Consider the following 21710-nt stretch of genomic DNA (forward strand, 5'->3'; position numbering starts at 1 on the left):
CTGCATAGACGCTATGCGTATCGCGTATTCAAAACTAGAACTGATACCGGACGCTGGCGCCCAGCACCCAGTTGCGTCCGGGCGCCGGCTCATAGTATCGCTTGTTGCTGTCGCCGACGATGACCGAGCCGACGTACGTGCGGTCGAACACGTTGTTCACGCGTGCGTACTCGCGCACGTGCCACGCGCCCAGCGCCTGCCTGGCCTGCACGCGCGCGTTGACGATCGCATAGCCCGGCGCCGGGATCGCGGCATTGGCGTCGTCCGGATACACCTTGCCGCCGGCGACCGTCTCCAGCGCCGCCTGCAGGCGGCCGTCCGCATCCTTCCACGCCAGCTCGCCGAACAGGCTCGTTCGCGGTACGCCCGGCAGGCGGTTGCCCTCGGCGACGCCGGTGAACGCCTCGTCGTAGATCGCGCGCAGCAGCGTGGCCGCCACGCGCGCGGAAAAGCCCGCGCGCAGGTCGGCGTCGAGCGACAGTTCCAGGCCCTGGCGCAACGTGGCGCTCGCGTTGCGGTAGCTGGTGCGGCCGCCGCTGGAACTGTCGACGACCAGCTCGTCCTGCGTGCGCACCTGGAACAGCGCGGCGTTCACGCGCACGTCCCGGCCGACGAGGGCCTTGGCGCCGGCTTCGAGTTGCGTGCTCGTCGCCGCGCCCAGGTGGTAGTTGAAGCCGCCGCCCGTGCCCGAGTAGAACACTTCGTTGAGCGTCGGCGTCTCGAAGCCGCGCGCCGCGCTGGCGTAGACGTTCAACGTGGGCGTGACCTTGTACAGGGCGCCCAGCAGCGGCGTCGTGTGGCGATAGTCGACGCTGCCGCCGTCGTTGCCGTTCGAGAGATAGTGGTCGGCGACGTCGAAGCTCACGCGGCTGTGGCGCAGGCCTCCCGTGAACACCCACGGTCCGCGCTCCCACTCCAGCTGCAGGTAAGGATCGACGTTGCGCACGTCGTCGTCTTCGTCGCGGCGCAGGCGGCCCTTCACGCCGAACGTCGTGTCGACGTAGTTCTCGTAACCCTTGCGCGCATCGTTCGATTTGCCCGCTTCCAGGCCGAGGGTCGTGCGCAGCAGTCCGTCGCCGAGCGGGCGCACCATCAGCCAGTTCGCGTCGACGCCGTAGAAGTCGCGGTCGAAATCGACCACGCCGCCCGAATGGCTGGCCGGCGCCTGGAACGCTTTCGAAAAGGACTGGTACTGGATTACGCTGCGGTTGCCGCCGTAGACCGTCACGTGCAGGCGATCGGTGCCGAATTTTTCATCCCACGACAGGCCGACCTGCTGGTGGTGGATGCTCTTGCGCGTGTCGTAGCGGTCGGCCAGCGTGCGTTTGGGCGTCTGCGTGTCGGTCGCGTCGATTTCGCCCGCGCGCGGGTCGCGCTGGAACGTGGCCCACGTCACGCCGAGCGGATCCTGCGTGTCGTCCTGGCGCAGGCTGCTCCCCGTCACCGTCAGCTTTCCCGTGGCCGACGTGTCGAACGTCAGCTTGGCATAGGCCTGGTCGCGCGTGGCGGCGCTGTGGGCGCGGTAGCCGTCCGTCTCGAAGCGCGAGCCGTCCAGCAGCCAGCCGAAGGCGCCCTGCTTGCCGCCCGCGTTGACGTCGGTCTTGCGCATGCCATCGCTGCCGGCGGCGACGTTCGTTTCGACAAACGGTGCGCCGTGCGGATCGCGCGTGAACAGTTGAATGACGCCGCCCGCGTGGTTGCCGTACAGGGCGGAGAAGGGGCCGCGCAAGACCTCGATGCGTTCGGCCATGTCGAGGTCGAACGTCGCGGCCTGGCCCTGGCCGTCCGGCATCGTGGCCGGCACGCCGTCCGCGATCAGGCGCACGCCGCGCACGCCGAACGCAGAACGGGCGCCGAAGCCGCGCGAGGAAATCTGCAGATCCTGCGCATAGTTCTGGCGATTCTGCACGACGAGTCCAGGCACGGCGGCCAGCGCCTCGGACGCGTTCACGCGCGGCTGGGCGGCGCCGATGCGGTCGGCGTCGACGACGTCGATGGCGGCCGGCAGGTCGAAGCTCGTGTGTTCGGCGCGCGTGGCGCTGACGACGACCACGTTCAGCGGCGCATCGGGTGCATCGGGTCCGTCGGGCGCTGCGGCGCAGGCCAGCGGGGCGGCCGCGAACAGCGCCGCAACAAAGTTCAAACGTGATTCCATCTTGTCTCCGTGTCGAATAGTCCGCCCTGTCATGCGGGCGCCGACTATCACGGCAAGCAATATACCTGCCAAGCCGGAAACCTGCTGCCCGCATGGCATGGCGCTTGCAATCCTGGCGGTATCGCATCCACACCTGAAAGGATCATCATGTCGCTCATCCGTTTCTCGTTCGTCCTGCTGGCGTTCGGCTGCGGCGCCGCGCAGGCCGCGCCCTTCGCCTACGTCCCCAACGAAAAATCCGGCAGCGTCAGCGTCATCGACACGGCCAGCAACGTGGCCGTGCGCCAGATCGCGGCCGGCAAGCGCCCGCGCGGCATCGCCGCCGATCCGCAAGGCACGCGGCTGTACGTGACGGACGCCGCCGCCAATGCGCTGCTCGTGCTGGACGCGGCCAGCGGCGCCCTGCTTGCCACGCTCCCCCTCGGCAGCTCGCCCGAAGGCGTGAATGCATCGCGCGACGGGCGCTGGGTCGCCGTCGCGGTGGAGGACACCAACAGCGTGGCGCTCATCGACGCGGCCGCGCGCACGCTCATCGCCGACATCCCGGTCCAGGGCAAGAATCCCGAGCACGCCGTGTTCAGCCCCGACGGACGCTGGCTGCTCGTCTCGGCCGAGAACGCGGAGCAGGTCGACGTGATCGACGTGGCCGCGCGGCGCCAGGTGGGAGCGATCGTCGTGGGCCTGCGCCCGCGCGGCATCGGCTTCAGTCCGGACGGCGCACGCGCCTATGTGGCCTGCGAGCTGGCCGGCGCCGTGTACGTGCTGGACCTCGAAACCCGGCGCAGCATCGCGACAATCCCGGCGGGGAGGAACCCGGCCGGCATCGTCGTCGCGCCCGATGGCAGGACGGTGTTCGTGTCGAACGGCGCGGACGGCAGCGTGATGCGCATCGACGCCGCCCGCAACGTGGTGGACGCCACGATCGCGGTCGGAAAACGGCCGTGGAACATGGCGCTCACGCCCGACGGCAGCCGGCTGTACGTGGCGAACGGGCGCTCGGACAGCGTGTCCGTGATCGATACGGCGGCGGGCAGCAAGACGGGCGACATCGCGGTGGGCCGGCTGCCGTGGGGCGTGGTGATCCGCTGAGCTGTTCAAGTTTGGGACACCTGTACCAGAAACGGCCGGCATCGGGCGGTCCGGCACGGCAAAAACAGGCGAAAGCGGGCTGGCACGGGGTTTGCGAAAGAAGGGATGTACCGAACGAATACCCAGCGCCGGCAACGGCGAATTCCAACTCATAGTGAAAGAGGATGACATGAATCTCGCGGACATCAGCAAACTCGGCGTCGCCAATCCGTTCCGCCAACGCTACGACAACTACATCGGCGGACGCTTCGTCGCGCCGACCAAGGGCGAGTACTTCGCCAACGTCACGCCGATCAGCGGCCAGCCATTCTGCGAAATCGCGCGTTCGACGGCGGAAGATGTCGAGCTGGCGCTGGACGCCGCCCACGCCGCCAGGGATGCATGGGCCAGGACATCGCCGGCCGACCGCGCCAACATCCTGAACCGCATCGCCGACCGCATGGAGCAGAACCTGCGGTTGCTGGCGACGGCCGAGACGATCGACAACGGCAAGCCGATCCGCGAAACGATGGCGGCCGATATCCCGCTCGCGATCGACCACTTCCGCTACTTCGCCAGCTGCATCCGCACGCAGGAAGGCGCCATCTCGACCATCGACGACCAGACCTACGCCTACCACTTCCACGAACCGCTGGGCGTCGTCGGCCAGATCATTCCGTGGAACTTCCCGATCCTGATGGCCGTGTGGAAGCTGGCTCCCGCGCTCGCCGCCGGCAACTGCGTCGTGCTGAAACCGGCCGAGCAGACCCCGGCCTCGATCATAGTGCTGGTCGAGCTGATTTCCGACCTGCTGCCGGCGGGTGTCCTCAACGTCGTCAACGGCTTCGGCCTGGAAGCGGGCAAGCCGCTCGCGTCGAGCAAGCGCATCGCCAAGATCGCCTTCACGGGCGAGACGGGCACCGGCCGCCTGATCATGCAGTACGCCGCGCAGAACCTGATTCCGGTGACGCTGGAATTGGGCGGCAAGTCGCCCAACATCTTCTTCGCCGACGTGATGGACGCGGACGACGACTTCTTCGACAAATGCCTGGAAGGCTTCGCGATGTTCGCGCTGAACCAGGGCGAGGTGTGCACCTGCCCGTCGCGCGTGCTGATCCAGGAATCGATCTACGAGAAGTTCATCGAACGCGCGCTGGCGCGCGTGGCGCAGATCAAGGCCGGCAACCCGCTCGACGAGGGCACGATGATCGGCGCCCAGGCGTCGAAGGAACAACTGGAAAAGATCCTGTCCTACCTCGACATCGGCCGCCAGGAAGGCGCGCAGGTGCTGGCCGGCGGCGAGCAGGCCAGGCACGACGGGGATCTCTCCGGCGGCTACTACGTGCGTCCGACCGTGTTCAAGGGCGACAACAGCATGCGCATCTTCCAGGAAGAGATCTTCGGCCCGGTCGTGTCGGTGACCACGTTCAAGGACGAGGCGGACGCGCTGCGCATCGCCAACGATACGCTGTACGGCCTGGGCGCCGGCCTGTGGACGCGCGACGGCAGCCGCGCCTTCCGCGTCGGCCGCGCGATCCAGGCGGGCCGCGTGTGGACCAATTGCTATCACCTGTACCCGGCCCACGCAGCGTTCGGCGGCTACAAGCAGTCGGGCATCGGCCGCGAGAATCACAAGATGATGCTCGACCACTACCAGCAGACCAAGAACCTGCTGGTGAGCTACAGCCCGAAAGCGCTGGGCTTCTTCTGATTTGCCCCGCCAGCGCCATGACATCCAATATCGAACGCGTGACTGCGACCCCCGCCGCGCTGGCCTTCATCGGCGAGCTGCGGCGGCACCACGGGCCGGTGATGTTCTTCCAGTCCGGCGGCTGCTGCGACGGCAGCACGCCGATGTGCTACGCCGCCGGGGAATTCGACCTCTCCGACACCGACGTCTATCTGGGCAACCTGGATGGGGCGCCGTTCTACATCGGGCTGGAGCAGTTCGGCTACTGGGAACACACCCAGTTGATCATCGACGTCGTGGACGGCAATGGCGGCATGTTCTCGCTCGATAACGGCACGGGCCGGCGCTTCCTCGCGCGCTCGCGCCTGTTCACGGACGAGGAGTGCGGCCAGCTGCGCGACCAGGCACCCGCACCTTAAATACATCAGTAGGGTGGGCTCCCCGAGCCCACGCGTAACGCTGGCGTCGCGTGGGCACAGGGTGCCCACCCTACAACGACAACAAAGGAGACAAAGCATGAAGACGAGATTGACCATCCTGCTCGCAGGACTCGCCCCCCTGGCGTTCCTCGCCCAGGCGGCCGACATCACCAACGCGATGCTCGAGAATGCATCGAAGGACACGAAGAACGTGCTGTCCTTTGGCATGGGCTCGCAGGGCCAGCGTTTTTCGACGCTCACCCAGATCAACACGAAGACCGTCGGCCAGCTCGTGCCCGCGTGGTCGTTCTCGTTCGGCGGCGAGAAGCAGCGGGGCCAGGAATCGCAGCCCGTCATCGCCAACGGCAAGATGTTCGTGACCGCGTCGTACTCGCGCATCTTCGCGATCGACCTCAAGACGGGCAACAAGCTGTGGAAGTACGAGCACCGCCTGCCGGAAGCGATCATGCCGTGCTGCGACGTCGTCAACCGCGGTGCCGCGCTGTACGGCAATCTCGTCATCTTCGGTACGCTGGATGCGCAACTGGTCGCCCTCGACCAGAACACCGGCAAGATCGCGTGGAAGGAAAAGGTCGACGACTACGCGGCCGGTTATTCGATGACGGCCGCGCCGCTGATCGCCAAGGGCGTCCTGATCACGGGCGTGTCGGGCGGCGAATTCGGCATCGTCGGCCGCGTGGAAGGCCGCAATCCGCTGACGGGCGATCTGCTGTGGACGCGCCCGACCGTCGAAGGCCACATGGGGTACCGCTACGACAAGGACGGCAAGGCCATCGAGAACGGCATCACCGGCACCGTCAACAAGAGCTGGCCGGGCGAGTTGTGGAAGACGGGCGGCGCATCGACCTGGATGGGCGGCACGTACGATCCGGCCACGGGCCTTGCCTACTTCGGCACCGGCAACCCGGCGCCGTGGAACAGCCACCTGCGTCCGGGCGACAACCTGTATTCGTCGTCGACCATCGCGCTCGACCCGGAGACGGGCCAGATCAAGTGGGCGTACCAGAACACGCCGAACGATTCCTGGGACTTCGACGGCGCCAACGAATTCGTCACGTTCGACATGAACGGCAAGCGCTACGGCGGCAAGGCCGACCGCAACGGCTTCTTCTACGTGATCGACGCGAAGACGGGCCATTTGCAGAATGCCTTCCCGTTCGTGCGCAAGATCACGTGGGCGAGCGGCATCGATCTGAAAACGGGCCGCCCGAACTTCATTGCCGCCAACCGTCCCGGCGATCCGACGACGGGCGACGGCAAGAAGGGCTCGACCGTCTTCTCCGCGCCGGCCTTCCTGGGCGCGAAGAATCAGATGCCGATGGCGTACAGCCCGCAGACCGGCCTGTTCTACGTGCCGGCCAACGAGTGGGGCATGGAGATCTGGAATGAGCCGATCACGTACAAGAAGGGTGGCGCTTACCTTGGCGCGGGCTTCACGATCAAGCCGCTGAACGAGGACTACATCGGCGCGCTGCGCGCCATCGATCCGAAGACCGGCAAGATCGTCTGGGAAGACAAGAACACGGCACCGCTGTGGGGCGGCGTGATGACGACGGCCGGTGGCCTCGTCTTCTACGGCACGCCGGAAGGTTACCTGAAGGCCGTCGACGCCAGGTCCGGCAAGGAGTTGTGGAAGTTCCAGACGGGTTCCGGCGTCGTCGCGCCGCCGGTGACGTGGGAAGACGGCGGCACGCAATACGTGGCCGTCGTGTCGGGCTGGGGCGGCGCCGTGCCGCTGTGGGGCGGCGAGGTCGCGAAGAAGGTCAACTTCCTCGAACAGGGAGGTTCCGTGTGGGTGTTCAAGCTCGCCACGAAGATCTGAGGATTTGACGATGTAATGTGTGTGGTCAGGGAGGGTTATGCATCGGCCGCGGCGGCGGCCGGCGTCAAGACCCTGTTTTGCGGCGGCTTCGGCCGCCGTTTTTTTATTTATATCGTTTATTCTGTTTTGTTTCGAACGGTCAAAACTGGAACACCTGATCCGATTCGTCACAGCAAAAACGCCGCCGCTCCCCGCTTTCCCCGTGTGCACGACCGGGCACGCAACTTGCCATCACTGTGGGTACATCGAATCGATGTGCTCACCACAACGAACAAGAAAGCGAGGAGACAAATGAAGAAGGTTCAGCTATTCACCGTCCTGGCGGCGATGACCGCATGCGCGCAGCAGGCGTGCGCGGTCGACCTGAAGGCCGGCGACTGGACGGTCAACGTCGGCGGCATCGTCAACGCCTATTACACGGCCGTCTCGTGCAGCGGCGACGCCGTCGGCGGCCTGGCGCTGGCCGGGAAGGCGCTCGGCTGCGGCGGCGAAGACCACCGCACCACCATCGGCAACGGTCTGCTGCCCAGCGGCCTCGTGACGTCGGTGGCGTCGACGCAGGGCGGCTACGACGTCACGGCCAAGATCGGCATCTACGCGGCCACGGCCACCGACAGCGCGATCGCGCAGAACAGCACGGTCGACGTGCGCCAGGCGTTCTTCACGTTCGGCCGCGCCGATCTCGGCACCGTCAAGCTAGGCCGCGACTACGGCATCTTCGGCGCCAACGCGATCCTGGGCGACATGACGCTCGTCGGCGCCGGCGCACCGGTGCAGGCCACGCAGCGCGGACGCGTCACCCTGGGCCACATCGGCGCGGGCTACAGCTACCTGGGGACGTACGGCCAGATCGTCTACAGCGCGCCGAAGAACGCATCCGGCATCGGGTTCGACGTCGGCGTGATGAGTCCCGTGTCCGACACGCCCGTGATTGCCGGTCCGCGCTACGCGACCCGATCGAGTCCTCAGGTGCAGGCGCGCCTGAGCGTCGAGCACGACGGCTTCAAAGCGTGGCTCGGCGCGAAGTCGCAGCGCTTCGAGTCCACGACGACAGGCGTCGGCGACCTGACGATGCACGGCTTCGAAGCCGGCGCATCGTGCCAGCTCGGCGCGGCCGGCCTGCTGGTCAATGCGCAGACGGGACGGGCGCTGGGCATCCTGTCCGACGCCGACCAGGGCGACGTCCGTTCGAAGAACTTCCTCGTGCAGGGAACCTTCAAGACGAGCGACGCGCTCAAGCTGGGACTGTCGTGGGGCCGCAGCGCCAATGACGACAATGCCGCCGGCACGGGCGGCCTGAAGTCGAACGCCAACCTGACCGCGGGCGCCTACTATGCGCTGAACAGCGCGATCACGCTGGTGGCCGAGATCGGGCAGACCCGTTCGAAAGGCTTTGGCGGCGCCACCGCGCGCATGAACGGCGGTTCGGTCGGCGGCATCGTTTTCTTCTGACGACGGCCATGCGCCCGCTCCGCCTCTTCATCTGCTGGATACTGGTCCATATGTCCGCGTCCGCGTCCGCGCATGCCGGTACGCTGACGCAGGCGGAGCTCGCGCGGCGCTTCCCGGCGCCGCTGACGGTCGGCGCAAAGGCGGCCGACCTCCCGGCCTGGCCGCTGTTCAAGCAGAACGGTACAAAGACGGAACTGGTCGGCTACGCGTTCGAATCGGCCGACCTGGCGCCCGTGCCGGGCTTCGCCGGCGTGCCGCCGAACCTGCTCGTCGTGATCGACCCGAAGGGGATCTTCCTCGACGTCGCCGTGCTGTCGCAACACGAACCCGTATTCATGGAAGGCCTGGGCGAGGCGCCGCTGCGCGCGTTCCTGCGCCAGTACCGCGGCCGGTCGCTGGCGCAGGGGATCACGGTCGGCGGGCCGGGGCAGCTTGACGGCGTGTCCAAGGCGACGGCGTCGGTCCGCATCATCAACCAGAGCGTGCTGTCCGCCGCGCTGAAGGTGGCGCGCGCCAAACTCGGCTTCGCCCAGGGCCGCGATCCGGGCCGCATCGGCCGCATTCGCCGCGACCGGTTCGAGCCGATGTCGCTGGCGGCCTTGCTGGATGCTGGCCTCGTGCGCCACGTGCGCGTATCGAATGCCGACGTCGAGCGGTTGTTCGCGGGCAGCGCCGGCGCCGGGCTGGATGCGCAGGCGCTGGCGGCACCGGGCGACGTCTTCATCGACGTCTGGATCGCCTGGGCCTCGGTGCCGGCCGTCGGCCGCAACCTGCTGGCGCCGCGCACGTGGCGCCGGCTGCAGGAGCGCCTGGAGCCGGGCGACCACGCGCTGCTCGTGATGACGGCCGGCCGCCACACGGTCACGGGCGACGACTTCGTGCGCGGCAGCGTCCCGCGCGGCATCGTGTTGCGCCAGGACCGGTTGCCGGTCGAGATGCGCGACCTCGACATCGAGCCGCGGCTGGCCGACGGCGTCGATCTGCCTGCCGGCGAGATGCTGCTGTTGCGCGTGATCGGCCAGGCCGGTCTCGATCCGGCGCGCGCGCTCGACCTGGCGCTGCCGGTCACGCGCAGCAAGGGTATCGTCTATCCCGAGCGCATCACGCGCGAGATCGCGTTCGGCTATCGCCTGCCGGCCGCTTACTACACGGCGCCGGACGAGGATGCGCCGGCGTGGCAGGCCAGCTGGAAGGCACGGCGCGGACCGTTGATCGTGCTGGGCGTGGCGCTGGCGCTGCTCGGCGCCGCGCTGTGGCAGCAGCGCTGGCTCGTGGCACACGCGCGCCGCTTCGCCTGGCTGCGCCGCGCATGGCTGCTGTTCACCGTCGGTTTCATCGGCTACGCGGTGCAGGCCCAGCTTTCGATCGTCAACATCACCGGCATCGTGCAGGCGCTGCGCGCGGGACGCGGCCTGGATTACCTGCTGTTCGATCCGATGACGGTCGCGTCGTGGGCGTTCGTGCTCGTCTCGCTGGTGGCGTGGGGACGCGGCACGTTCTGTGGCTGGCTGTGCCCCTTCGGCGCGCTGCAGGAATTCGCCGGACTCGCCGGACAAGCATTCGGATTGCCGCAACTGGCCGTGCGGCGCGTGCTCGATGCGCGCCTCAAGCGCGTGAAGTATGGCGTGCTGGCCGCGATCCTGCTGGCGGCCGTGTGGGCGCCGGCGTGGGCCGACAGGCTCGTCGAACTGGAGCCGTTCAAGACGGCGATCACCTTGACCTTCGTGCGGGCCTGGCCGTTCGTCGCGTATGCCGTCGGTTGGCTGCTGCTCGCGATGGTCGTCAACAAGGCGTTCTGCCGCTATCTGTGTCCGCTGGGTGCCGCGCTGGCGTTGCTGGGCCGCGTGCGCCTGCTCGACTGGATCCCGCGCCGTGCCGAATGCGGTACGCCGTGCCAGACCTGCCGCCACCGCTGCGGCTACAACGCGATCGCGCCCGGCGGCGCGGTCGACTACGAGGAGTGTTTTCAATGTATGGAATGTGTCGTTATCCACGCAAGCGACGCGCAATGCGCGCCGCGGATACTGGAACGCAAGCGGGCGCGGTCGATTCCGATCGTGCCGGTATCGGGCATCGTCGACAGGAGACCATGATGCACAGGAGGAGCTTCATCGCCGCCACGTTGGGCGGCATGGCCGGCGCCGCGGTGGATGCGGCCGAAGCCGACCAACTGCCGCTGCACAGCGGCGCCGCGCTCGCATTCGGTACGACGATCAGCATCGCCGTGCGCCATGCGGACCCGGAAACCGCGCAGCAGGCCATCGCCGCCGCGCTGGGCGAGGCGCGCCGCGTCGACGCCCTGATGAGCCTCCACCAGCCGCCGAGCCAGGTGTTCCGGCTGAACCGCGACAAGGTGCTGCACGGGCCGGACCGGCATCTGCTGACGGTGCTGGAGCATGCGCGTACGCTGTCGCGCCTGACGCAGGGCGCGTTCGACGTCACCGTGCAGCCGTTGTGGCGCGCGTTCGACGCGGCGCACGGCGTGCCGTCCGAATCCGAGCGCATGCGCGCGCAGCGTCTCGTCGGCTGGACGCACGTGCAGGCGGGGCTTGATCGCGTCGTGCTGGCGCGTCCGGGCATGGCGATCACGTTGAACGGCCTGGCGCAGGGGTATGCGACGGACCTGGCGCTGGCGGCGTTGCGCCGGCACGGCATCCGCCATGCGCTCGTCGACACGGGCGAATACGGCGCGCTGGGGCGGACGGACGGGCGGCGCTGGCGCCTGGGCATCCGCGACCCGCGCCACGAGGATGCGCTGGCGGCGAGCGTCGTGCTGGACGGCCGCTGCGTCGCCACGTCGGGCGATTACGCGTCCGCGTTCACGTCCGACCTGCGCCATCACCACATCTTCGATCCCGCCAGCGGCGATTCGCCGACGGAGCTCGCGAGCGTCACGGTGCTGGCACCGACGGGCCTCGAAGCGGATGGGTTGTCGACCGCGTTCATGGTGATGGGCGCGCGCCGTTCTCACGCGCTGGCGGCGCACCTGCCGGGCGTGGATCTGCTCACGATCGGCAAGGATGGCGCGCGCTGGAAGTCGTCCGGCTTTCCGGCGGCGTGAGGGCGGAGGTTATTTCAGGTGCGGCAGCTTGCGATAAATGGTGTTGCGCGAGACGCCCAGCGCGCGCGCCGTGGCCGAGACGTTGCCGCCGTTCGCCTCGAGCGACCTGACGATCGCGGCCAGTTCCATCTCTTCGAGGTTGGCGCCGGCCGCGATCACCTGCTGTGCGGCCGGTGCGGCCGCGGGTTCGGTCGCGGTCGTGGGGGCGGCGTGCGCCTCCGCGATATCGTCGAGGAAGTCGTCGGGCATGTGGCGCAGGCCGATTTCCTCGTCGTCGCCGGCCATGATCGCGGCCGTGCGCAGGAGGTTCGTCAACTGGCGAAAGTTGCCTGGCCATTTGTGGCGCCGGAACAGCCGCAGCACCTCGTCGGAGATCGTATGGCGGCTGTTGCCGCAGGCGTCCGTTTCGGAGGCGAGGATTTTCCTGACCACCGTTTCGAGGTCGGTGCGCTCGCGCAGCGGCGGCAGCTTGACCACGAGGCCGTTCAGCCGGTAGTAGAGGTCTTCGCGGAACAGGCCCTCGGCGATGCGCCGGCGCAGGTTGTGGTTCGTCGCGCAAATCAGTTCCACGTTGACGGGGATCGATTTGCCGCTGCCGAGCGGCGTGACCATCCGCTCCTGCAGCACGCGCAGCAGGCGCGCCTGCAGGGGGTAGGGCATGTCGCCGATCTCGTCGAGGAACAGCGTGCCGCCGTTCGCCTGCAGGATCCGGCCGACGGCGCCCTTCTTGCGCGCGCCGGTGAACGCGCCGTCTTCATAACCGAACAGCTCCGATTCGATCAGCGTCTCGGGGATCGACGCGCAATTGACGGCCACGAACGGCCCTTGCGCGCGCGGCGAATCGTTGTGGATGGCCTGGGCGAGCAGTTCCTTGCCGGTGCCTGTCTCGCCCATGATCAGGATCGGCACGTCGCGTCCGAGCACGCGGTTGACCTTGTCGATGACCTGTTCGAGCTGCGGATCGCCCGTGTTCAGGTAGCGCAGGCCGGACAGGCGCCGCGTCGCGGCCTTGGCCGCAGGCTGGGGGAGGGCGGCGGCTTGCGGCGCATCGTCGAACGCGCCGGTGAGCACGTGGACGCCGTTCGTCAGGCGCAGCTCCGCGCGGCCGCATACGCGCACGCCGTTGTGCATGCACAGGTCGAGGAGGCCGGGCGCCGCCGTGCGGTAGTGATCGTAAAGCGCCGAGACGGGGAGGCCGAACAGGGAGCTGAACGTATGGGCCTGCAGCGCGGGATACGAGAGGCCGAGCTGGAACAGGCCGTTGCGGTTGGCGGCGAGGAAGCGGCCGCCCGGGCTGAACGACGCGATCCCTTCCATCAGCGTGCCGATGAATTCCGGCCGCGTGTGGAAGTGCAGCGTGATCGCGTTCTCGAACGTCGCCGCGAACATCTGGTTCTCGATCATCAGCGCCGACATGCGCACGAGGGCCATCGTGTGCTTGTGGAAGCTGCGGCGGTCGCCGCTGACGTCCAGCACGCCGACCACGTTGCCGCGATGGTCCGTGATCGGCGCCGCGGAGCAGGTCAGGAAGTGGTTCGCCGAGAGGAAGTGCTGGTCGGCGTGGACCGTCGTCGGCGCCCGTTCGGCGATGGCGGTGCCGATCGCGTTGGTCCCCTTGCTCTCTTCGGACCATGCCACGCCCGGCGTCAACGCGACGCGGTTGGCCTTTTCCAGGAAGTCGGCATCGCCCAGCGAATGCACGATCACGCCCTGGGCGTCCGTCAACAGGACCATATTGTGCGTGTTGGCGATCTGCTGGTACAGCGTTTCCATCGCGGGTACCGCATGGCTGTACAGGAGGCGATTCTGTTCGACCAGGTGCGACAGGTCGGCGCCGGACATGGGGTTGAAGTCGGGCCGCGAATCGGGGCACAGGCCGAATTGTTCCGAACGTTGGTGCGAGATGGCGATCATGGAGGCCAGGTCGTCGCCGGGTACGCCAGGGACGAGCAGGCCCGCTGCGTGCTGGTAAGTCATTCCATGTCTCCTGTTTGGCCCTGGACGGCGGCTCTGTGCTGGGAATCGACTGTTCACTAATGTAGCACCTGTACCAGAACGGAACAATCGAATGCGTCCATATGTTCCGTCTGCGAGGTGCTTTGTTTTATGCAATACGTAGTAAGCAAGCGGGATGCCAGCTTTTTGTGCACGCAAAACAAGTCTTGCGCAGGAGCCCGGGGTTTTGCTATAGTTCGCGTCCTGCTTCTGCAGCGCACAAAAAGTTTAACTGAATCAACTAGTTAAGCTTGTCAGATCGATTACGTCGAGTGTGCTGCGGAAAAAGAGGGGTTGACGAGTTAAACGATGTGCTGCATACTCTCGCTCCTCTGCTGCTGACGAACAAAACGATTCGCAGATGCAGCAAGGCAGTACCGAATACAGTTCTTTAACAATCAACAGTCGATAAGTGTGGGCGTTTGATGAGGTGCCAGCAGTCACGTAAGTGCTGCTGAATGCTTAAATTATCAAATGTTCACACAAAAGAAATACGTTGCTCAGCAATGAGTAACGGTCAGTATTTTGAATGAGCGACATGCTGCGAAAGCAGCAAAAACAGAGATTAAACTGAAGAGTTTGATCCTGGCTCAGATTGAACGCTGGCGGCATGCTTTACACATGCAAGTCGAACGGCAGCGCGGGGCAACCTGGCGGCGAGTGGCGAACGGGTGAGTAATATATCGGAACGTACCCAAGAGTGGGGGATAACGTAGCGAAAGTTACGCTAATACCGCATACGATCCAAGGATGAAAGTGGGGGACCTTCGGGCCTCATGCTCCTGGAGCGGCCGATATCTGATTAGCTAGTTGGTGAGGTAAAGGCTCACCAAGGCGACGATCAGTAGCTGGTCTGAGAGGACGACCAGCCACACTGGGACTGAGACACGGCCCAGACTCCTACGGGAGGCAGCAGTGGGGAATTTTGGACAATGGGCGCAAGCCTGATCCAGCAATGCCGCGTGAGTGAAGAAGGCCTTCGGGTTGTAAAGCTCTTTTGTCAGGGAAGAAACGGTTCTGGATAATACCTGGAGCTAATGACGGTACCTGAAGAATAAGCACCGGCTAACTACGTGCCAGCAGCCGCGGTAATACGTAGGGTGCAAGCGTTAATCGGAATTACTGGGCGTAAAGCGTGCGCAGGCGGTTTTGTAAGTCTGTCGTGAAAGCCCCGGGCTTAACCTGGGAATTGCGATGGAGACTGCAAGGCTTGAATCTGGCAGAGGGGGGTAGAATTCCACGTGTAGCAGTGAAATGCGTAGAGATGTGGAGGAACACCGATGGCGAAGGCAGCCCCCTGGGTCAAGATTGACGCTCATGCACGAAAGCGTGGGGAGCAAACAGGATTAGATACCCTGGTAGTCCACGCCCTAAACGATGTCTACTAGTTGTCGGGTCTTAATTGACTTGGTAACGCAGCTAACGCGTGAAGTAGACCGCCTGGGGAGTACGGTCGCAAGATTAAAACTCAAAGGAATTGACGGGGACCCGCACAAGCGGTGGATGATGTGGATTAATTCGATGCAACGCGAAAAACCTTACCTACCCTTGACATGTCAGGAACCTCCGAGAGATTGGAGGGTGCCCGAAAGGGAGCCTGAACACAGGTGCTGCATGGCTGTCGTCAGCTCGTGTCGTGAGATGTTGGGTTAAGTCCCGCAACGAGCGCAGCCCTTGTCATTAGTTGCTACGAAAGGGCACTCTAATGAGACTGCCGGTGACAAACCGGAGGAAGGTGGGGATGACGTCAAGTCCTCATGGCCCTTATGGGTAGGGCTTCACACGTCATACAATGGTACATACAGAGGGCCGCCAACCCGCGAGGGGGAGCTAATCCCAGAAAGTGTATCGTAGTCCGGATCGCAGTCTGCAACTCGACTGCGTGAAGTTGGAATCGCTAGTAATCGCGGATCAGCATGTCGCGGTGAATACGTTCCCGGGTCTTGTACACACCGCCCGTCACACCATGGGAGCGGGTTTTACCAGAAGTAGGTAGCTTAACCGCAAGGAGGGCGCTTACCACGGTAGGATTCGTGACTGGGGTGAAGTCGTAACAAGGTAGCCGTATCGGAAGGTGCGGCTGGATCACCTCCTTTCTAGAGTGGCACTACGAGCGCAAGCTCGATCATCAAGCGTCCACGCTTATCGACTGTTTAAAGTTAAACGAGAAGAGTTTTCGGGGCTGTAGCTCAGCTGGTTAGAGCACCGTGTTGATAACGCGGGGGTCGTTGGTTCGAGTCCAACCAGCCCTACCAGGGCTATCAAACGAAAGTAAAAACCTACTTTCGTTTGGAACTGCGTTAGCTAAAAATGCCCGGCGAAGCCGGATCATTTTTAGATGGCAAAAGCCACAACGGGGGATTAGCTCAGCTGGGAGAGCACCTGCTTTGCAAGCAGGGGGTCGTCGGTTCGATCCCGTCATCCTCCACCAACTCTTGTTCACTGCATTTATCCAAGCCCAGCGAAGCTGAGTTTCGATAAGTGTAGTTCTCGTTCTTTAACAATCTGGAAGAAGTAAAGTTTTCTTTAAGCGTGTAGTTGATCCAACGATCAAATGCACACTTAGGGTAGAAAATCTGTATGTATCAACAAACAAAGTAAGCTGAACTCTTGTCGATATGACGTTCCCTGATACTCATACAGGGGCCAACGTTATAGGGACAAGTGAATAAGTGCACATGGTGGATGCCTTGGCGATTACAGGCGATGAAGGACGTAGTAGCTTGCGATAAGCTGCGGGGAGTGAGCAAACACACTTTGATCCGCAGATTTCCGAATGGGGAAACCCGGCCTTTTAGGTCATCGCATACTGAATACATAGGTATGCGAAGCGAACGCGGCGAACTGAAACATCTAAGTAGCTGCAGGAAAAGAAATCAACCGAGATTCCCAAAGTAGTGGCGAGCGAAATGGGAAGAGCCTTGTACGTGATAGTCGACTGGATAGTGGAACAGCCTGGAAATGCTGGCCATAGAGGGTGATAGCCCCTTACACGAAATCCGGACGGTGGTACTAAGCGTACGACAAGTAGGGCGGGACACGAGAAATCCTGTCTGAATATGGGGGGACCATCCTCCAAGGCTAAATACTCGTAATCGACCGATAGTGAACCAGTACCGTGAGGGAAAGGCGAAAAGAACCCCGGGAGGGGAGTGAAATAGATCCTGAAACCGTGTGCATACAAACAGTCGGAGCCTCTTCGTGGGGTGACGGCGTACCTTTTGTATAATGGGTCAGCGACTTACATTCAGTGGCGAGGTTAACCGAATAGGGGAGCCGTAGAGAAATCGAGTCCGAACAGGGCGACAGTCGCTGGGTGTAGACCCGAAACCAGGTGATCTACCCATGGCCAGGATGAAGGTGCGGTAACACGCCCTGGAGGTCCGAACCCACTAATGTTGAAAAATTAGGGGATGAGCTGTGGGTAGGGGTGAAAGGCTAAACAAACCTGGAAATAGCTGGTTCTCTCCGAAAACTATTTAGGTAGTGCCTCAAGTATCACCACCGGGGGTAGAGCACTGTTATGGCTAGGGGGTCATTGCGACTTACCAAACCATTGCAAACTCCGAATACCGGTGAGTGCGAGCTTGGGAGACAGACGTCGGGTGCTAACGTCCGGCGTCAAGAGGGAAACAACCCAGACCGCCAGCTAAGGTCCCAAAGATTGGCTAAGTGGAAAACGAAGTGGGAAGGCTAAAACAGTCAGGATGTTGGCTTAGAAGCAGCCATCATTTAAAGAAAGCGTAATAGCTCACTGATCGAGTCGTCCTGCGCGGAAGATGTAACGGGGCTAAGCCAGTCACCGAAGCTGCGGATATGTGCTTGCACATATGGTAGGAGAGCGTTCCGTAAGCCTGAGAAGGTGTCTTGTAAAGGATGCTGGAGGTATCGGAAGTGCGAATGCTGACATGAGTAGCGATAAAGAGGGTGAAAAGCCCTCTCGCCGAAAGCCCAAGGTTTCCTGTTCAACGTTCATCGGAGCAGGGTGAGTCGGCCCCTAAGGCGAGGCAGAGATGCGTAGCTGATGGGAAGCAGGTTAATATTCCTGCACCGTCGTATGATGCGATGGGGGGACGGATCGCGGAAGGTTGTCCAACTGTTGGAATAGTTGGTTTTTGACTCATAGAAGGCGCTTAGGCAAATCCGGGCGCGTAATTCAAGGGGTCGAGACGGGTGTCCTTGCGACACGAAGCAATCGGAAGTGGTTCCAAGAAAAGCCTCTAAGCTTCAGTCATACGAGACCGTACCGCAAACCGACACAGGTGGGCGAGATGAGTATTCTAAGGCGCTTGAGAGAACTCGGGAGAAGGAACTCGGCAAATTGGTACCGTAACTTCGGGATAAGGTACGCCCCGGTAGCTTGACTGCTTTACTGCAGAAGGGTGAAAGGGTTGCAATAAACTGGTGGCTGCGACTGTTTAATAAAAACACAGCACTCTGCAAACACGAAAGTGGACGTATAGGGTGTGACGCCTGCCCGGTGCTGGAAGATTAAATGATGGGGTGCAAGCTCTTGATTGAAGTCCCAGTAAACGGCGGCCGTAACTATAACGGTCCTAAGGTAGCGAAATTCCTTGTCGGGTAAGTTCCGACCTGCACGAATGGCGTAACGATGGCCACACTGTCTCCTCCCGAGACTCAGCGAAGTTGAAATGTTTGTGATGATGCAATCTACCCGCGGCTAGACGGAAAGACCCCATGAACCTTTACTGTAGCTTTGCATTGGACTTTGAACCAATCTGTGTAGGATAGGTGGGAGGCTTTGAAGCGGGGACGCCAGTTCTCGTGGAGCCAACCTTGAAATACCACCCTGGTTCGTTTGAGGTTCTAACCTTGGCCCGTAATCCGGGTCGGGGACAGTGCATGGTAGGCAGTTTGACTGGGGCGGTCTCCTCCTAAAGTGTAACGGAGGAGTTCGAAGGTACGCTAGGTACGGTCGGACATCGTGCTAATAGTGCAATGGCATAAGCGTGCTTAACTGCGAGACCGACAAGTCGAGCAGGTACGAAAGTAGGACATAGTGATCCGGTGGTTCTGTATGGAAGGGCCATCGCTCAACGGATAAAAGGTACTCTGGGGATAACAGGCTGATTCCTCCCAAGAGTTCATATCGACGGGGGAGTTTGGCACCTCGATGTCGGCTCATCACATCCTGGGGCTGTAGCCGGTCCCAAGGGTATGGCTGTTCGCCATTTAAAGTGGTACGTGAGCTGGGTTTAAAACGTCGTGAGACAGTTTGGTCCCTATCTGCCGTGGGCGTTGGAAATTTGAAGGGGGCTGCTCCTAGTACGAGAGGACCGGAGTGGACGAACCTCTGGTGTACCGGTTGTCACGCCAGTGGCATTGCCGGGTAGCTAAGTTCGGAAGAGATAACCGCTGAAAGCATCTAAGCGGGAAACTCGCCTTGAGATGAGATTTCCCGGAGCCTTGAGCTCCTTGAAGGGTCGTTCGAGACCAGGACGTTGATAGGTCGGGTGTGGAAGTGCAGTAATGCATTAAGCTAACCGATACTAATTGCCCGTACGGCTTGTCCCTATAACCTTGGCAGTCATTGCCAGTACAAGGGTTCAGCTGTTTGTTGACACAACAGATTAAAACCTACTTCTTCCAGATTCAGGGTAGCGCTCGAAAAAGCGATACCCGTACAAGTTATGCCTGATGACCATAGCAAGTCGGTACCACCCCTTCCCATCCCGAACAGGACCGTGAAACGACTTTGCGCCGATGATAGTGCTGCAACCAGTGTGAAAGTAGGTTATCGTCAGGCTAGTTATATGCAGAAGCCCGCTCAGTTGATACTGAGCGGGCTTTTTGCTTTGGCGCGCAGGACAATAAGGCCATCCGCTGTAAAAATATTTGTGTAGCCGGTCGCGTATGTACGGTAGCATTTCAGTCTTTATTTTTTCGCAAAACCGTATGAGCGCTGCCAGCGACACCGAAACACGAGCCAAGCGGACCAGGCCTGTTCGGCTCGCGGCATGGATGGTGTCGTTTGCCTGCCTGACGGTGGCGATGACTGCATTTCTGCAACTGAGTCTCGTCGACCATTTCGCTATCCGCCACGCGGCGGAAGAAGCCGGCTTGCGGCTGGAACAACTGTCCTGGCAAATGCGCGACTCCCTCGACCGCACGCTGGACCAGACGGTCCGCGATGTGACCTTGCTGTCGACTTCGTCGGACGTCCGCGCCGCCCGGAGTTCCGCGGCGGTCAGGCGGGCACTCGAGAATTTCCAGCGCAATTTCCCCGACTATGCGTGGATCGGCATCGCACGGCCGGATGGCCGCGTGCTGGCCGCGACCGGCGGCTTGCTGGAGAATCGCGACGTCACCGCGCGGCCCTGGTTCCACGTCGGCCAACTGGCCGTTGTCGCGGAAGATTATCATCCTGCCGTCATGCTGGGCAGCCTGCTGCCGCGCACGTCCGACCCGTGGCGCTTCGTCGACGTGGCCGGCCCGATCCGGGATGCCGACGGTACGCTGCGCGGCGTCCTTGCCATTCACCTGAGCTGGAAGTGGGCGCGTACGCTCGCCACGGCACTGCTGACGCCGGCGCTGCGCGAATACGGCGCGGAGATCATCGTCGTGCGCAGCGACGGCGTCGTGCTGCTCGGCCCGGCTGATATCCTGGAAAAACCCATCGCGACCGAGAGCCTGCGCCGCGCGTTCGACAACGGCACCGGGGCGGTCAAGGAGCGCTGGCCCGATGGCCGGACCTATATGACGGGTTACAGCCAGACGGGGCGCGGCCGCGATCGCGCGGGCCTGCGCTGGGCCGTCCTCGTGCGCCAGACGGAAGTTGCAGCGCTGGCCTCGGCGCACGATTTCGAACGCCGCGTGCTGTGGCTGTGTCTCGGCCTGGGTATCGTCCTCGCGGCCGTGGCGGCCCTGCTGGCGCGGCGCATCGTCGCGCCGCTCAAGGTGCTCAGCAGCGCCATCGAAGACCTCGCGCAGGCGCCCGCGCACGGGTCGCTTGCGCGGGTTCCGGCAGTGAACAGTTTTTACGAGGTGCAGGTGTTATCGGAGGCGCTGCGCGATCTCGTCGCCAGCGAGCGCACGCACCGCGACACCCTCGAGCGGATGAACGCGCAACTCGAGGTGACGGTGGCGGCGCGTACGGCCGAGTTGCAGGGATTGCTGATGCGCGACGTGCTGACCGGCTTGCCGAACCGCCGCGCGCTGATGCAGGCGTTGCCGGAAGCGATGGCGCGGGCGGCGCGGCTGGGACGTCCGTGCGCGGTCCTGTTTCTCGACATGGACGGTTTCAAGCAGGTCAACGATACGCGCGGCCACGAAGAGGGCGACGAGTTGCTGCGCCAGTTCGGCATGCGTCTACTGAACGGCATCCGCGAGACCGACATGGCCGCGCGGCTGGCGGGCGACGAATTCGTCGTCGTGCTCGAGCTGTTGACCGATGCGCAGGATGCCGAAAACAAGGCGCATGTCCTGCTGGACGAGTTGTCACGTCCCTACCTGCTGGCCGGCGGCAGCGTACAGGTGGGCGCGAGCATCGGCGTGGCCCTGCAGTTGCCGCACGAACTGCAGGAGCCGGCCCGCCTGCTGGCCCGCGCCGACCAGGCGATGTATGAAGCCAAGCGCAAGGGCAAAGGCCGCGTCGCGCTGCCGGCGGCCGAGCTTGCGCGGGAAACTTCCTAGCCGGGGCTCAGACACCCCAGAGCACGTCGGTCTGATGGTCGCGTGCGGCACGCAGCATTTCCAGCAGCGGGAAAGCGCGGGTCGAGAACGTCACTGCCTCGATCGTCTCGTGCTCGGTATCTGCTTCGCCGTGGTGCGCCTTGACGTCCTGCTCCATCTCGTCCGTGGCCAGGTGCTTGCGGCTTTCCTCGATCTCGCTTTCGAGCAGCTTGACCGCCTTGCCAGCTTCCTCGGCGGTAATGACGCCGCGTTCACTGTCCTTGTGCAACAGGTCGAGGATCCGCCTGGCGTGATCCTGGTACATCATGACGTTGGGGTAGGCTTTGGATTTAAAGGTAATAAGCATAGTTGTCTCATTCAATCGCTAGTAGCCA

Annotated in this window: 11 protein-coding genes, 2 tRNA genes and 3 rRNA genes; 13 read left to right on the plus strand and 3 right to left on the minus strand. The window is 63.2% G+C overall.

Annotated features, from left to right (window positions below):
• Positions 1-34: 34 nt before the first annotated feature.
• Positions 35-2155 carry a TonB-dependent receptor family protein gene (locus ACEN9Q_RS00190; protein WP_495626963.1) on the minus strand — a complete coding sequence of 707 codons (2121 nt, stop codon included), beginning with the start codon at positions 2153-2155 and terminating at the stop codon, positions 35-37.
• A 147-nt stretch (positions 2156-2302) separates the two neighbouring features.
• On the opposite strand from ACEN9Q_RS00190, the gene ACEN9Q_RS00195 reads away from it, so the two are divergent.
• The 7 genes from ACEN9Q_RS00195 to ACEN9Q_RS00225 all read left to right on the plus strand — a co-directional run bounded on the left by ACEN9Q_RS00195 (position 2303) and on the right by ACEN9Q_RS00225 (position 11688).
• Positions 2303-3244: a beta-propeller fold lactonase family protein gene (locus ACEN9Q_RS00195; protein WP_495626964.1), complete on the plus strand. Its 942-nt coding sequence runs from the start codon at positions 2303-2305 to the stop codon at positions 3242-3244.
• A 169-nt stretch (positions 3245-3413) separates the two neighbouring features.
• A complete protein-coding gene (gene adh / locus ACEN9Q_RS00200) occupies positions 3414-4934 on the plus strand; it encodes an aldehyde dehydrogenase (RefSeq protein WP_495626965.1) in 1521 nt (506 codons plus the stop codon).
• Between the two features lie 17 nt (positions 4935-4951).
• Entirely contained in the window at positions 4952-5332 is a 381-nt protein-coding gene (locus ACEN9Q_RS00205; protein WP_495626966.1) for a DUF779 domain-containing protein, read from the plus strand.
• 97 nt (positions 5333-5429) lie between these two features.
• A complete protein-coding gene (locus ACEN9Q_RS00210) occupies positions 5430-7175 on the plus strand; it encodes a PQQ-dependent methanol/ethanol family dehydrogenase (RefSeq protein ID WP_495626967.1) in 1746 nt (581 codons plus the stop codon).
• A 291-nt stretch (positions 7176-7466) separates the two neighbouring features.
• Positions 7467-8627, plus strand: coding sequence for a porin (locus ACEN9Q_RS00215; RefSeq protein WP_495626968.1), 1161 nt, complete (start codon positions 7467-7469; stop codon positions 8625-8627).
• A gap of 8 nt (positions 8628-8635) precedes the next feature.
• A complete protein-coding gene (locus tag ACEN9Q_RS00220; RefSeq protein WP_495626969.1) occupies positions 8636-10720 on the plus strand; it encodes a 4Fe-4S binding protein in 2085 nt (694 codons plus the stop codon).
• Positions 10717-11688 (plus strand): FAD:protein FMN transferase, encoded by a 972-nt coding sequence (locus tag ACEN9Q_RS00225; protein WP_495626970.1) that lies wholly within the window; start codon positions 10717-10719, stop codon positions 11686-11688. The genes ACEN9Q_RS00220 and ACEN9Q_RS00225 overlap by 4 nt, the downstream gene beginning before the upstream one ends.
• A 9-nt stretch (positions 11689-11697) precedes the next feature.
• On the opposite strand, the gene ACEN9Q_RS00230 is transcribed toward ACEN9Q_RS00225, so the two are convergent.
• Positions 11698-13665 (minus strand): sigma-54-dependent Fis family transcriptional regulator, encoded by a 1968-nt coding sequence (locus ACEN9Q_RS00230; protein ID WP_495626971.1) that lies wholly within the window; start codon positions 13663-13665, stop codon positions 11698-11700.
• A 585-nt stretch (positions 13666-14250) separates the two neighbouring features.
• Here ACEN9Q_RS00230 and ACEN9Q_RS00235 point away from each other — a divergent pair.
• The 6 genes from ACEN9Q_RS00235 to ACEN9Q_RS00260 all read left to right on the plus strand — a co-directional run bounded on the left by ACEN9Q_RS00235 (position 14251) and on the right by ACEN9Q_RS00260 (position 21336).
• Positions 14251-15779: ribosomal RNA gene (locus tag ACEN9Q_RS00235) — 16S ribosomal RNA — on the plus strand.
• 82 nt (positions 15780-15861) lie between these two features.
• Positions 15862-15938: transfer RNA gene (locus tag ACEN9Q_RS00240), tRNA-Ile, on the plus strand.
• A 100-nt stretch (positions 15939-16038) separates the two neighbouring features.
• A tRNA-Ala gene (locus ACEN9Q_RS00245) sits at positions 16039-16114 on the plus strand.
• 227 nt (positions 16115-16341) lie between these two features.
• A 23S ribosomal RNA gene (locus tag ACEN9Q_RS00250) occupies positions 16342-19218 on the plus strand.
• A gap of 119 nt (positions 19219-19337) precedes the next feature.
• Positions 19338-19450 (plus strand): 5S ribosomal RNA (gene rrf, locus ACEN9Q_RS00255).
• The 16S, 23S and 5S rRNA genes sit together here with 2 tRNA genes alongside, the layout of an rRNA operon.
• Before the next feature lie 245 nt (positions 19451-19695).
• Positions 19696-21336, plus strand: a complete 1641-nt coding sequence (locus ACEN9Q_RS00260) for a sensor domain-containing diguanylate cyclase (RefSeq protein WP_495626972.1) — start codon at positions 19696-19698, stop codon at positions 21334-21336.
• 7 nt (positions 21337-21343) lie between these two features.
• Here ACEN9Q_RS00260 and ACEN9Q_RS00265 read toward each other — a convergent pair whose 3' ends face one another.
• Positions 21344-21682 (minus strand): DUF1840 domain-containing protein, encoded by a 339-nt coding sequence (locus ACEN9Q_RS00265; RefSeq protein WP_056448225.1) that lies wholly within the window; start codon positions 21680-21682, stop codon positions 21344-21346.
• Between the last annotated feature and the right edge of the window lie 28 nt (positions 21683-21710).

Source organism: Massilia sp. Masssp93, from assembly GCF_059491295.1.

Coding starts and splice junctions, on each gene's coding strand:
- ACEN9Q_RS00190 (WP_495626963.1), bottom strand. CDS start 2,155: ATGGAATCACGTTTGAACTTTGTTGCGGCGCTGTTCGCGGCCGCCCCG.
- ACEN9Q_RS00195 (WP_495626964.1), top strand. CDS start 2,303: ATGTCGCTCATCCGTTTCTCGTTCGTCCTGCTGGCGTTCGGCTGCGGC.
- adh (WP_495626965.1), top strand. CDS start 3,414: ATGAATCTCGCGGACATCAGCAAACTCGGCGTCGCCAATCCGTTCCGC.
- ACEN9Q_RS00205 (WP_495626966.1), top strand. CDS start 4,952: ATGACATCCAATATCGAACGCGTGACTGCGACCCCCGCCGCGCTGGCC.
- ACEN9Q_RS00210 (WP_495626967.1), top strand. CDS start 5,430: ATGAAGACGAGATTGACCATCCTGCTCGCAGGACTCGCCCCCCTGGCG.
- ACEN9Q_RS00215 (WP_495626968.1), top strand. CDS start 7,467: ATGAAGAAGGTTCAGCTATTCACCGTCCTGGCGGCGATGACCGCATGC.
- ACEN9Q_RS00220 (WP_495626969.1), top strand. CDS start 8,636: ATGCGCCCGCTCCGCCTCTTCATCTGCTGGATACTGGTCCATATGTCC.
- ACEN9Q_RS00225 (WP_495626970.1), top strand. CDS start 10,717: ATGATGCACAGGAGGAGCTTCATCGCCGCCACGTTGGGCGGCATGGCC.
- ACEN9Q_RS00230 (WP_495626971.1), bottom strand. CDS start 13,665: ATGACTTACCAGCACGCAGCGGGCCTGCTCGTCCCTGGCGTACCCGGC.
- ACEN9Q_RS00260 (WP_495626972.1), top strand. CDS start 19,696: ATGACTGCATTTCTGCAACTGAGTCTCGTCGACCATTTCGCTATCCGC.
- ACEN9Q_RS00265 (WP_056448225.1), bottom strand. CDS start 21,682: ATGCTTATTACCTTTAAATCCAAAGCCTACCCCAACGTCATGATGTAC.